At 41.3% G+C, this 13,448-nt stretch carries 8 protein-coding genes; 4 read left to right on the top strand and 4 right to left on the bottom strand.

What is annotated here, in order from left to right; translation table 11 throughout:
• Both I6E85_RS00890 and I6E85_RS00885 read right to left on the bottom strand, forming a co-directional pair.
• Positions 1 to 1,032 carry a LacI family DNA-binding transcriptional regulator gene (locus I6E85_RS00890; protein WP_024591929.1) on the bottom strand — a complete coding sequence of 344 codons (1,032 nt, stop codon included), beginning with the start codon at positions 1,030 to 1,032 and terminating at the stop codon, positions 1 to 3.
• Between the two features lie 80 nt (positions 1,033 to 1,112).
• A complete protein-coding gene (locus I6E85_RS00885) occupies positions 1,113 to 2,006 on the bottom strand; it encodes an AraC family transcriptional regulator (RefSeq protein WP_024596981.1) in 894 nt (297 codons plus the stop codon).
• Between the two features lie 171 nt (positions 2,007 to 2,177).
• On the opposite strand from I6E85_RS00885, the gene I6E85_RS00880 reads away from it, so the two are divergent.
• The 4 genes from I6E85_RS00880 (at position 2,178) to I6E85_RS00865 (ending at position 7,298) form a co-directional block, all read left to right on the top strand.
• Entirely contained in the window at positions 2,178 to 3,698 is a 1,521-nt protein-coding gene (locus tag I6E85_RS00880; protein WP_182724079.1) for an aldehyde dehydrogenase family protein, read from the top strand.
• A gap of 433 nt (positions 3,699 to 4,131) precedes the next feature.
• On the top strand, positions 4,132 to 4,395 hold the full coding sequence (locus tag I6E85_RS00875; protein WP_024596980.1) for a hypothetical protein: 264 nt from the start codon (positions 4,132 to 4,134) through the stop codon (positions 4,393 to 4,395).
• Positions 4,396 to 4,525: 130 nt separating this feature from the next.
• Positions 4,526 to 6,697 (top strand): SEC-C metal-binding domain-containing protein, encoded by a 2,172-nt coding sequence (locus I6E85_RS00870; protein ID WP_182724078.1) that lies wholly within the window; start codon positions 4,526 to 4,528, stop codon positions 6,695 to 6,697.
• Positions 6,698 to 6,998: 301 nt separating this feature from the next.
• Complete coding sequence (locus I6E85_RS00865) at positions 6,999 to 7,298, top strand: hypothetical protein (RefSeq protein WP_024596978.1); 300 nt, start codon at positions 6,999 to 7,001, stop codon at positions 7,296 to 7,298.
• 313 nt (positions 7,299 to 7,611) lie between these two features.
• On the opposite strand, the gene I6E85_RS00860 is transcribed toward I6E85_RS00865, so the two are convergent.
• Together I6E85_RS00860 and I6E85_RS00855 are read right to left on the bottom strand one after the other, a co-directional pair.
• Positions 7,612 to 10,545, bottom strand: coding sequence for a TonB-dependent receptor (locus tag I6E85_RS00860; protein WP_182753145.1), 2,934 nt, complete (start codon positions 10,543 to 10,545; stop codon positions 7,612 to 7,614).
• A gap of 65 nt (positions 10,546 to 10,610) precedes the next feature.
• Positions 10,611 to 13,271 carry a glycoside hydrolase family 16 protein gene (locus tag I6E85_RS00855; RefSeq protein ID WP_182724076.1) on the bottom strand — a complete coding sequence of 887 codons (2,661 nt, stop codon included), beginning with the start codon at positions 13,269 to 13,271 and terminating at the stop codon, positions 10,611 to 10,613.
• Positions 13,272 to 13,448: the final 177 nt, after the last annotated feature.

The raw sequence follows: 13,448 nt of genomic DNA, 5'->3' as shown, positions 1-13,448 counted from the left end.
CTAACTACTCGCACCAATCTCTAATTCGTAACTGACTTCCTGAGTTTTTTCTTCTTTAGAAATAAATAATTCAGCGGCTATAACGCCTTTTTCTTGGCTGTTTTGATGAATGGTGGTGAGGCGAGGCACAAACCGGGCTGCTTCATCAATACCATCAAAGCCCACAATACGCAGTTCTTCACCTATTTTTATGCCTTGTTTTATTGCTTCTCGCATTGTGGCAAGGGCAATTAAATCACTCATACAAATAATAACGTTAGGGCGAGGGGAGGCACTTAAAACCTCTTTAGCAGCAATATTAGCAAAACGCTCGCTGCTTTCAGGAATGTTCCAAATACGATCGTCAGCCACCGTAATATTTGCCTCGCTTAAAGCGCGTTGATAACCACGTAAACGTTGATGCGAAATAGATTGTCCGGTTTCAAATTCGTGATGCTCATACACGCGGCATAATACGTTTTCATCAAGTAACCTAAGCCCTAATATAGCCACTTTATCGTTTTGATTATGTAGTACGTGTTTAGCAATTTCGTAACTTGCTTGCTCGTTATTAATATTTACAGAGGCATTGCGAGCAATATCAAAATCAATTGTCACTACATGTTTAGACACTGTTTTTAACTGCTCTACTAACGCGTTATTACGAGGGCGGCCATAACAAATAAAGCCATCTACAAAGTCGACCACGTTGTTAAGGTTATCGCTATTACCTGAAAACAATAAAACATTAATGCCATTTTTTTCAAGCACCGAGGTAACACCGCGCATAAAGCTGCTAGCTACAGGGTCCGACACCATGTATTCCACACTATCGGGCAGCACTAAAGCGACAATATTAAATGTGCCGTTACGCAATGATTGCGCGGCCTTATTAGGCCCGTAATAGCCCAAAGTTTTACACGCTGCAAGAATATCGTCTCGGCGTTTAGCCGATAGCTGATCAGGGCGATTAAACGCATTAGATACTGTCGCGTTAGAAACACCTAACTCTTTAGCAATACTTTTTAGGGTCCAGCGGGTTTGCTTACTCATACCAATTCTTTACTCAATACTCATGTTAATAAACTAACATATTCAGGGCGTTAGCAAAGTAAAAAAATAAGATTTTAGGGCTAATGTCGGCATTCTTTAGGCGCAATGCCAAAGGTTTGTTTAAATAGGCGACTAAAGTGGCTCGCGCTATTAAATCCAACATCAAAGCACACTTGGCTAATTGCATGGCCTTGTAGTAATTGAGTACGCGCTTTTTTTAGTCTTAACTGTTGCTGCCAAAGGGCTGGGGTAGTGCCAAATGCGAGTTTAAATTGATGATAAAACTTACTTCGGCTCATACATGCTATTTTGCATAAGGTATTTATGTCGAGCGTTTCACTTAAGTGTTCTTCAATATAAAGCAGGGCATCGCTCACTTTTGTTTTAAGGCGTGGCTTATCGCAGCTAGCTAGCAATAGCTCGCGGCTTTGTTGTTGTAATAAACGGGTGATCAATTCGTTCAACGACAAATCAATCAAGTAATGTCGCTGTGCGCCTTGCTCACTAAATAAATGCACCATGCGCTCTAATAATTGCTGCGTTTGAATATTATGTTGGGTATGCACTAACTGAGGTACATATTCAAATAAGCCATCGTGTGCAAAATTTTGCTGCATGTTTAGTGCATTCGCCACGCTCGTTATTTTATCTGTGCTAATTTCAATGGCTAAACAGGTGGTTGGGGCGTGCATTGATGCTTGTGGAAAATCAATTAAAACACCTTGCTCTGGCGCTAATACAAACGACTCGTGTGGTAAAAATACTTTATGGTATTGGCTCCTTTCTACGTGCATTACCTTTTTGCCGCTTAGCATGGCACAAAACAGCAGCTCGTTTGAGTGCAGTGCTACCTTTTGCGCGCTTTGATACGTGTCGTAAATACTCAACTCACTGCTATCTGCAGCGAATGTGACTTTATTTTCTATTAATACATCAAGTTGTTGGCGTTTTTTGTTTAACTGAGATGTGTGCATATCAATCCTTTAGGTTTTATTAGTTTGGACTCACAGACAACTTTTGTGGACAGCTAATCAAGTTTTTAGGTACTTGTTAGTTTAATGTCAATCAACATTGATTAAATATAAAGCATTTTGTTTTATATAAATGTTCGACCTTTAGCTAACAACAATAAAGAGAGCACACACATGATATATGCAAATCCAGGTAGCGATGGCGCACTCGTAAACTTTAAACAACAATACGGGAACTACATTGGCGGAGAGTGGGTGAAGCCAGTAAATGGCCAATACTTTGATAATATAAGCCCAGTAAACGGTAAGGTATTTTGCCAAATACCGCGTTCAGACAAAGACGACATAGAGCTGGCTCTCGATAAAGCGCATGCAGTGCGAGAGCAATGGGGCACAACGTCGGTGACCGACCGAAGTAACATACTGCTAAAAATAGCCGACCGAATTGAGCAAAACCTAGAGTTACTAGCTGTTGCCGAAACATGGGATAACGGTAAAGCAATTCGTGAAACACTCGCTGCTGATATTCCGCTAGCGGCAGATCACTTTCGCTACTTTGCAGGGTGCCTACGATCGCAAGACGGCACTATAGGTGAAATAGACGCAACCACCGTTGCGTATCATTTTCACGAGCCACTAGGTGTGGTTGGGCAAATTATTCCGTGGAATTTCCCTATTTTAATGGCCGCCTGGAAACTAGCGCCAGCACTTGCTGCAGGTAACTGTGTAATTTTAAAACCGGCTGAGCAAACACCAGCTTCTATTTTAGTTTTAATGGAGATAATTGGCGATTTACTCCCTGCGGGCGTATTAAATATAGTAAACGGCTTTGGTAAAGAAGCGGGTGAAGCACTGGCAACAAGCAAGCGTATCGCTAAAATTGCATTTACGGGTTCAACGCCTGTGGGCTCACATATTTTGAAATGCGCTGCTGAAAATATTATTCCTTCAACGGTCGAGCTCGGTGGTAAATCGCCCAATATATTTTTTAATGATGTAATGGAAAAAGACGATGCTTTTTTATCAAAAGCTATAGAAGGCGCCGTACTTGCTTACTTTAACCAGGGCGAAGTATGTACCTGTCCATCAAGATTATTTATTCAAGAAGATATATACGAGCAGTTTATTGAGCGGATACTCGAACGTACCCAACAAATTAAACGCGGCAATCCACTCGACAGCGAAACCATGGTGGGCGCTCAAGCTTCAAAAGCACAGTTTGATAAAATACTTAGTTACATAGACATAGGCAAAAAAGAAGGCGCTGAAGTACTCACCGGCGGCAACGTAGAGCAGCTAAATGACGATTTAAACGGCGGTTATTACATACAACCTACACTGCTTAAAGGTACAAACGACATGCGTGTATTCCAAGAAGAGATTTTTGGCCCTGTTATTTCTATGTCGACCTTTAAAGATGAAGCCGAAGCACTTGAACTTGCCAACAGCTCAGAATTTGGCTTAGGCGCAGGGGTGTGGAGTAGAAACATGAACCGTGCTTATCGCATGGGTCGTAAAATAGAAGCAGGGCGAGTGTGGACCAACTGCTATCACATGTACCCAGCACATGCTGCATTCGGTGGTTATAAAAAATCAGGAATAGGGCGCGAAACGCACAAACTGGCACTTGATCACTACCAACAAACTAAAAATTTATTAGTGAGCTACAGCGAAGACCCGCTCGGCTTTTTCTAATAAAGCAATTCAAACTTAAACACAACAACCATTAAGTAATGAGGGCGCTGCATATTTGCAGCGCTTTTATTCACATTGCTCACAACGCTACTTTAAGCGTGTTGTAATATATAAGTACAATACCAGCCGGGTTCAAAACGTTAAAACCTAAGCGTTTTAATAACTCATTACCTGCGTTAAAAACGATTTTACGATATTAACTTTTTATAAAAGTTGCTCTAAAAATGTGCAGTGATTTATGCATTGTCGGATATTACTGCTCTCCCCCATTTTGGTGTGTTACAGCATTAACGGAGATTTCTTTGTAGTTAACTAATTGTTTACAGGTGGTTATTTGCTGGCTAAGATAAATGCATTGTAATATAGGGACATTTGTCGGTTTATAAAACGACAAATGTCGTAGACAAAGTTGTTATATTTTAAGGAAACAAATTTGAATTCTGAAAACAGTGAGCTTCTCTATCCGATTGAGTCTAGAAAAGATGGAAATAAAATCATCTATGATGTTATCGATGTAGATGGAAAAGTTATGAAATCGTTTAGCACCAAGGATGAAGCTAAATCTTACTCGATAAAGCAGCAAGATATCGCTCAAAAAAATGAAATAGAGCGTATTGAAGAATTTATCAAAGGAAAGACGGACTCAAAAAAACAGGTTAAAAAAAGCCGCTCAGAGAAGCTTGGTAAAAAAATATAACAATCACTTTAAGCCGCTCGCAGGCTCGCTGGGACAGTAACGCATGGGCTCTGTCGCTTCGCTCGGATTCTAGCCCATGCGTTACTGCCCCTTATGTGGGTGTTAGGCAATACAATCTGGAGAGCACTGGATGCCGGAAAATAAAATAGCCAGAAAGGAAAGCGAAATATTTAAAGAACTAGAAGTTCTTTGCCAATCTACCGGTTACATCCACGCAATCGCATATTTCTGTTTTCGAGATAACACCATCAGATACGCTGATGAAGTGAAGCCTGAAGATGTATTGCAACAATTCTCAATGGAGCGTTTGGTAAGAACAGAAATATCTACACTAATTGGACTGGCAAGTAAAAAGAATATAGATGCAACAATACCTTCGCCAGAAGTGATGCAAGAATATATTAGCGGAACAGATGCTTTACTTCAGGAGTTGCATCATTCCATGATGCCACCAATGCAAGAGATATTTGACCCAAATAAAATTGGTGATGCTGACTTTAACCCTTTCAATTCTGGCGCTGTATTAAGAGAGTCAATTTTTTATGGGGGTGAATCAGCATACCACTTTCAGTATAGAGATCTAGCTGAAGATAAGTACAGAAAAGATAACGCATGGCTAATTGAAAACAAAGGCTATTCACTTGAGCAAGTCATGTCTGTTGTATCAGCAATTCAGGTGTTGCAGAACGACAAGATTAATGATGCTCTTGTTGGTTTAGCAAATAAACATCCAAACGAATGGACTTTCTTTGAAGCTTATACCTTTTCCTTGAGAGAAATAGCCGCTAAGTCCGGATTGGATGTTGAGGCTTGTAGGTGTGTTATTGAATCTTTTGTTTCGCCAATTGAACAAAACGACTTCATATCCTTAGATGACTTTAATCCAATAAATGCCTATCCAATAATAAAGCTTGAAGAAGATAAATACTTACTGTTTCAAAATTACAGTTTGGTAGAAGCGTTATACGAAACGCCGTTTTTTTGGTTCAATTCGGATGCGGCGTACAGAAGTATTGCGATGGGACATCGCGGCGAATTTACAGAAGAATTTTCAAGCAGAAGGCTTGTGCGAGTTTTCGGAGAAAAACGAGTTTTTCAGAATGTTGATATTGTTGATGCGAAGCGCAATAAAGTTGGTGAAATAGACGTTCTTGTAGTGTTTGCAAATAGAGCAATAGTATTGCAGGCAAAGTCAAAGAAACTGACTATAGCTGCCCGCAAAGGGAACGACTTATCTCTAAAAGATGACTTTAAAAAAGCCGTTCAAGATGCATATGACCAAGCCTTTTCATGTTCAAATTATTTATCTGACAATAACTATAAGCTCTTAGACGAAAAGGGTAATGAAATAACCATCAGAAGAGAATTTAAAGAAATCTACCCCTTCTGCGTGGTATCTGATCATTATCCCGCTTTGTCATTTCAAGCTAGGCAGTTCCTCAAGCAAAATCCTACCGATTTGATTAAACCAGCATTTGTGATGGATGTTTTCTTCTTGGATGTTGCAACAGAGATGCTAAGGTCTCCTTTGCACTTCCTAAGCTACGTCAACAGAAGAACGCTGTATGGCGATAAAATATTATCCACTCACGAGCTAACGATCTTGTCATACCATCTAAAACAAAATCTCTGGATGGATGGTGAATACACAATGATGCAGCTAGGAGATGACATTTGCGCTGACTTAGATCTTGCAATGATGACGAGACGAGATGGCATTCCTGGCAGTGAGACTCCAGATGGGATATTAACAAAGTACGAAGGAACGCACTTCGACAGATTGGTTAAAGACATTGAATTGCGTGAACATTCAGGCACTGTAGATTTCGGTTTTATGCTGTTGACACTTAGTGGCGACACAATCGAAATGATTAATGACGGAATATCGAAGTTAGTTGAATTGGGGAAAAAAGATGGTAAACATCATGATTTAACACTTGGCATAAGTGAAGGAAGTACGGGGCTTACTATTCACTGCAACAATGACTCAGATTCCGAGGCTGCGAAGCGGTTAGATCGTCATTGTGAGGTCAGGAAATATGAGCAGAAGGCTGACCAATGGTTCGGTGTATGCATTGGCACCAGTTCCCAAAGGTTGAGATTTGGTGTTAGTAAAGAGTTTAAATGGGAACAGTCTGATGAAATGGACAAGGCGACTAAGGGTCTTCCTAAGCCTCAGTCATTGAAAGGAAAAAGTAAGGTTAATTTTAACACAGTAACTAGAAAATCTAAGAAGATTGGGCGTAATGAAAAGTGCCCATGTGGTACTGGGAAAAAACACAAGAAGTGCTGCTTAAAATAGGGAGCTTGCCCCGACTATGCCTAACAAAAAGCTGCACGCGGATAAATTACTCGCTACGCTCCCAATTTACCGGTGAGCTTGGCGTTGAGGCTGTAGAAGAATTAACAAGATGTAGAAGAATTAACAATAAACCCATCCAAACTTTGCGTTTTTTGATGCCCAGATTCTAATGGGTTAAATAAAGTAGGTGTCATCATAATTTGCTTTTTAGGTACAAACTAATTGCCTTAAAGCATAAAGCTATATAACTTACTAAAGTGAATACATTTTATTGACGTACATTAATTAGCAGGAACGCCGAATGAACAATAAAATACTCAAATCATCTACCGCTACGTATCAAAGTGGTGTTGCAAAAGCCGATGGTAAATTTTATGTAACGCAAGGTGAAGTACGTTTTGAGCCATACAATGAAAGTGCTGGTTTAGGGCCTTATACTTTTACACGAAGCGCAATCGTAAAAATTGAAAAGTCAGCAGGGACAGGCGCAGGCATTTTACCACTAACAAGCGATGCCATAACAATCACTTTAGATAATGAAGATACTTATGACTTTATTTTAGCAAACCCCGATGAATGGATTCGTCTACTCAAGCATTAAGCAATCTCTAGAGCTGGCATTTAGGTAAAAATAAACGAAGCACCCATCTTAACTTTGCAGTTTAGTAAAATATGCATTAGATTTTTGCCTAAAAAATAGACTAGTTGTTTTGTGGTAATTGCAATTAGGCTTGGTTAAAACAAAATACAATCACTGTATTATGCGCTACATGGGGCAGGAGACTTTTACCAACCCGATGTGGCATATAACGGCATTGATTGGACAACTGATGTATTGCTTGAGCAAATAAAAACGTTATAAAAAAAGCCGCTTGTTGAAACAAGCGGCTTAACTATTCTAACTAGGGAATAGTTTAAAACGTGTAACGGGCACCAATTGAGTAGCGTGGGCCGTACTGATTAGCAAATAAAAACTGCTCTTCGTAACGGCCGTAGCCTTCTTCGGTGGCATTATTTAAGTTTATGCCATCAAAAAATACGGTTACGTTTTCGTTTACATCGTAGTTTACGCTCATATCCCACTGGCCATACGCTTTAGCATATTGCGGAGGCGCATCAGCTGAACCTTGTGCTTGGCCAACACCAATTAGGTATGAGTCGCGCCATGCGTAAGTAATTTTAACAGATAGGCCATCTTTTTCGTAAAAGCCTTGGAAGTTAGCTGAGTCACTTAAGCCTGTAAGCGGTGCTTGTTGATCAAGGCTTTCGCTATCAAATTCAACGTCGCCATCTACAAATGTCGCGTTAACACCTACACCAAAACCGGTTTCACCAATTAAGTGCTGAACAGCTACTTCAAAACCATCTACCGATTTACTGTCGGTGTTTTGTGGTTGGCTAATATTCCATGTAATTAGCGGATCGTCGCTGTTTGGTTCAATAACGCCATTTGCATTGCCGTAACCGCTGGCAATCATTTGTGCAAAAATAGCGTCGGTTGTTGCTTGCTCACCACGTGATTCAATATCGCTTACGGCTTGTAAGTAACGAGGGCCGTTTAAAATATCGTGCAAGCCATCAATAGTGGTTTGCGTAATGGTGGTTTGAATAAAGTTATCAACATCTTTTTTAAAGTATCCAACAGACGCGTAGCTACCTTCTGCGTAGTAATACTCAAGTGATAAATCAAGGTTTGTTGATTCAAACGGCAATAAGTTTGTATTACCTTGGCTACCTGTACGAGAACCCGGTTTTGGGCTGCCTGTTAAACTACGGCCACCGGCTAAATTACCTAGTGGTGCACGCGACATTGTTTTACCCCAAGATACGCGAGCTACTACGTCTTCAGTTAAATCAACACTTACGTCGATTGAAGGTAGTAAAACATCGTAATCACCTTGTTGTTCTAAGAAGTTATCATCGCCGCCCGCAGCGTATTGCATGATCCACTCAGAAGCGCTGATCCAATTAACTTGATCTTCAACGCGTTGACGTACAGTACTGGTTACATCTGTTTGCTCATAGCGTAGGCCTGCATTTACTTTTACGTAGTAGTTACTTACGTCAAATTCCCAGCTTGATTGAACATAAAAGCTATTAGTGATTTCTTCTACGTAGCTTTCGCTGTCAATACCATCCATATATGCATTTGCGGCGTATGCATCGCCGCCTGTTACATCTGCTGTTAAGTAAGCAATTTGGCGCGCAACAGCTTCGTCAAAATCGTAGGTATAGTAGTAACCAGGTTGTAAGTCACTGCCGCCCCCTTCAAATTGATCTAAAAGGCCCGATGTATCGTGACGGGTAAACATGCCGTCTGGGAATATTTCTGTATATGATGGGTTAAAGCCTGGACCACCTACTAAACCACTCCACGCGGTGTAACCACCGGTGTTTTGTTCTGTACGTGATGCGCCAAATTTAACTTTAACTAAACCAATGTCATAACTTTCGTTATACCATGTTGTATGTAGCTGTAATTGTTCAATGTTTGATTCACCCGGTGAGTGAGTAAATTGACTAAAGTTTGAATCAATTTCGCCAGGCGTTAATTCACTTGTGCCATTTAACCAATTAACTTGTGCACTGGGTACTTCGCCTGTGCGGTAATCATAAATTTTATTAGCTAGCTGATCAGAACCTAAAATTACTTGGCCGGCACTTCCCAGCCCATTGTCGGCGCCGTTATCGGTTTCGTTTTTAGAGTCGTGGTAATCAAGCTCTACGTGCCACGTGTCGCTAATTTCCCAATCTAGGTTTAAACCAAGTGAGCGCGCTTTTACTTCTGTAGTGCCTTTGTTGGCTGTAAACGAGGCATCGTTACCGCTAATATCAGCATAAACAGCCGTACCATTTTCATCAAGCTCGTAGCCATTAATATTGCTACCAAAGTCGTTCCAAATACCCCAACCAATACTTTGAGAACCTGTAACTGCTTTACTTGCAGTGTAATCAAGTGTTGCTACAAAGCCATCTACCGGTGCATATTGAAAGGTAACTTGTCCGTTTGTACGTTCACGTTCTACATCTTCAATAGAGTAGTTCATGTCTTTAGGGAAATAGTAGTTACCTGCAGGGTCTGTGCGGTTATCAACGACGTTGCTGCTATCTAATTCAGGTAAGTCTACGTTTGCCTGCCAGCCTTGAATATTTGCACTTTGTTTTTGAAAGTCACGCTCTTGGTGCGAAAACGAAAAACCAAAGCCAAAAGTGTCATCTACAAAAGTATTACTGTAAACAGTAGAAAACTCTGGTGTTACGTCATCACCAGCTTCGTTTGACGAGTCGTGATTTGCTTTAACGGTTGCTGAAAAGTTTTGACCCGGCTTTTGAAAAGGGCGCGCAGTAGAAATATTAACTGTTGCACCTAAGCCACCGCTTGGCACGTCTGCACGTGCTGTTTTAAAAACTTCAAGGGCACTTACGCCCTCAGAGGCAACGTTTTCAAGGTTGTACGAACGTGTATAACCTGTGCCCGGCATTTGGCGGCCATTTAAGGTTATTAAGTTAAACTCAGGGCCAAAACCACGTACTGTAATTTGGCTACCTTCACCGTTTGCGCGACTAACCGATACACCGGTAATACGTTGTAATGATTCTGCTAAGTTGGTATCTGGGAATTTACCCATTTCTTCAGACGAAATGGCATCTACAATACCAGAAGAGTCGCGTTTCATATCCATAGAACGAATAAGTGAACCACGAATACCTTTTACTTCAATAACTTCTACATCAGATGAAACGCTTGTTTGTGCTTCTGCCGCAATAGCTGTGTTTAATGTGCTCGCAGCAATGATGAGAGACACAGAAGCCGCAAGTTGGCTCTTTTTAAAATTGAATGTGTTCATAATAGCTCTGCTTTATAAAATGTTGTTGTGTAGCAATAGGCGCTAAGCGCCTATTGGTGTGTGTTTTATGGATTTGCAATAATCACGTTGTCTATACGGTAAAGCGCGCCATCGCCCATGTCCCAGCTAGGAAAAACCATAATTACGTTTAATGCGCTAATGTCTAAGCCTGCATCAAACAATTGCTGAAGAGGGAAGGTGTATGTTTGCCATTCGCCCGTTACAGGTGCCTGGCCTTCAACACTGCTTGATAAAGCAAGCTCTACGGCACTCGATGTACCAATTGATTCAATTTTAAATAGCCACTGAGCGTCAATATCTGAAGGGGCTGATACAACTTTCATATCAAATTGAACTACACCATTTTCAAGTATTGCAGAGGCATCAAACGATACGTCTTCATCAGCTATAAAGCCCATTACTGTAGCAGTAGAACCAATGCTAAATTGCGCTACTGCGCCATGCGCGTCATCATCGGTTTCTGTTGTTGGTGTAGAGCCACCACAACAATCCCAAATACTCCACTGATCGGCAGCTGCATCTTTAAATACAGTAAGCTCACCCGTTGCAGCTGGCGCTGCATTTGGATTATAAATCTTAACGTTATCTACACGGTAAACAGAGCCTTCACCTGCACCCCACGCTGGGAAAATCATCAGTACATCTATAGTACTTACATCTAAGCCAGCAGCTGCAAGATCAGACAATTTAAATGTATATGTTTGCCACTCGCCAGTAACTGGCGCTACGCCTTCAACACTTGCCGTTAACTCAAGCTCTACTGCAGAGTCGCCGCCATTTGACTCAACTTTAAACAACCACGGTGTAGCTGGGTCGCTAGGAGTAGAGGTTACTTTTAAATCAAATTGAATAACGCCTTCATCTAAAATGCTACTAGCGTCAAACGATTCGCCTGCGCCTCCTGACGATGTGCGGCTATTAAAGCCCATCACAGTAGGCTCTGCACCAATGCTAAACTCTGCAGTTAGACCATGTTCTTCATCATCCATAGCTTCAACAGGGGTTGAGCCACCACAACAATCCCACATTGGCCATGCTAGATTTTGCTCATCAGTAAAAATAGTAAGTTCAGGTGATACGCCTAAGTTATCTTGAGTAATCTCAACATCGTCAATTAAATAAACAGCGCCTTCACCTGCGCCCCATGTTGGAAACACCATGATCACATCAATTGCACTGATATCTAAATCTGCAGCATCTAAATCTTTTAGTAAAAATGTATAAGTTTGCCATTGGCCAACAACAGGGCTTACGCCTTCAACACTGTCTGTGATCGGCATTTCTACTGCGCTAGAACCTTCATTACTTTCAAGTTTTACAAGCCAAGCTGCATCAGCTGTGCCTGGTGCATTTGTTACTTTCATTTTAAAGCGAACGTAACCTTCATCCAGCATTGGAGATGCATCAAACGGGCTGGCTTTTCCTGCTTCGTCAGTAATAAAAATCTCACGGCTAATAAAGCCCATTACAGTGGGTTCTGCACCTACTACAAATTCAACTACATCACCTTGGGTTTCATCTGCAACAATAGCGGGAGTAGAACCACCACAACAATCCCATGCAGGCCAATTTGGATTAAATGACTCACCAAAAATAGTTAGCGGTGTTGCAATGCCTGTCGAAGGTGGGCTAGGAATTGGTGCATCGCCTTCAAGCAAAGCATCATCTAGGCTATTGTAACCTGGGCGAATAGTTTCACAGCCTTTACCTGTTTCAGGGTTTGATGCACATTGATAAACACGTACGTAATCAATAGCAAAGGTTTGGCCGTTTTCAAATGCGCTAGCGTCTACACCTAAATCATTTACGTTTTCAGGCCAGTCACCGCCTACTGCTAGGTTTAGCAATAAGTGAAAGTCTTTATCAAATGGTGCGCTATCCCAATGCGTTGTAAGTTCGCCAGAACCTTGTTCAAAGTATTCTGCAAACCAACCACGATGTTTTAGGCCTACAGCCTCACCACTTGCATTAGTACGAACTTCTGATTGACGCTGAGTTGCATAAAGGTAACCGTCTACGTACCAGCGAATTTCACCTTCTTGCCATTCAACAGCATACGTGTGGAAATCATCTGCTGGATTAGTATCTTCAGGGAATTTGTATTCTTTACCTGTATAGCTGTTATCTGGCCACGCGCGTCCGTAATGAAGTGTGCCGTGGATACTAGACTCTATACCGCCGTCTTCATCTGGTGTTTTAAGGTTTACTGATTCTAAAACATCTATTTCGCCAGAACGAGGCCAAGTGCCGTAAACTTCATCAGTTGGCAGCATCCAAAATGCTGGCCAGCTACCTTGTCCTGATGGAAGTTTGGCGCGCACTTCAAAGCGACCATATGTAAAGTCGGCGTTGTAACGCGTATTTAAGCGCGCTGAAGTGTAAGGTTTTTCTGCACCCTCTTCAGCGGGTAGGGCAACAATGTTTAACACACCGTCTGCAATAAATGCATTTTGCTCACTGTCGGTGTAACACTGTTTCTCGTTGTTACCACCGCCATCGCAGTTTAATTCATAGTTCCATTTGTTTGTATCAATGGCTGAGCCTTCAAACTCGTCGCTCCAAACCATTTGCCAATCTGATACTGGCTCAGAGGCATCTACATTTTCAAAATTTGATTTAGTGGCAGAGTCACCACCACAGCCAGCTAACGTAACTAAAGAGATAGCGGCAAGTATACGTGTAATGTGCGTTGTTTCAATGTTCATAACTGAACCCCGGTTTCAACAGATTATTGTCAGATTAATTGTTTTTTGAGCTTTGTTCTTCATACTGTAAGCGCTTACATTTTAGATTGTGTTTTGTAAGCGCTTACAAATGATATTGTGGAGTACGCAAATGGTCAACATATTTGTTTATTTTATTTACAATTAGTTTACGGTAAG

The sequence above is a fragment of the Pseudoalteromonas sp. NZS71 genome (assembly GCF_015864715.1).
Taxonomy (GTDB): Bacteria; Pseudomonadota; Gammaproteobacteria; order Enterobacterales; family Alteromonadaceae; genus Pseudoalteromonas; species Pseudoalteromonas arctica.
Note: the sequence above shows the minus strand (reverse complement) of the source record. Positions and strands in the feature narration are given on the sequence as shown.

Bases quoted from the DNA above. Each gene is read 5' to 3' on its own strand.
- I6E85_RS00890 (WP_024591929.1), bottom strand. From the start codon at position 1,032: ATGAGTAAGCAAACCCGCTGGACCCTAAAAAGTATTGCTAAAGAGTTA.
- I6E85_RS00885 (WP_024596981.1), bottom strand. From the start codon at position 2,006: ATGCACACATCTCAGTTAAACAAAAAACGCCAACAACTTGATGTATTA.
- I6E85_RS00880 (WP_182724079.1), top strand. From the start codon at position 2,178: ATGATATATGCAAATCCAGGTAGCGATGGCGCACTCGTAAACTTTAAA.
- I6E85_RS00870 (WP_182724078.1), top strand. From the start codon at position 4,526: ATGCCGGAAAATAAAATAGCCAGAAAGGAAAGCGAAATATTTAAAGAA.
- I6E85_RS00865 (WP_024596978.1), top strand. From the start codon at position 6,999: ATGAACAATAAAATACTCAAATCATCTACCGCTACGTATCAAAGTGGT.
- I6E85_RS00860 (WP_182753145.1), bottom strand. From the start codon at position 10,545: ATGAACACATTCAATTTTAAAAAGAGCCAACTTGCGGCTTCTGTGTCT.
- I6E85_RS00855 (WP_182724076.1), bottom strand. From the start codon at position 13,271: ATGAACATTGAAACAACGCACATTACACGTATACTTGCCGCTATCTCT.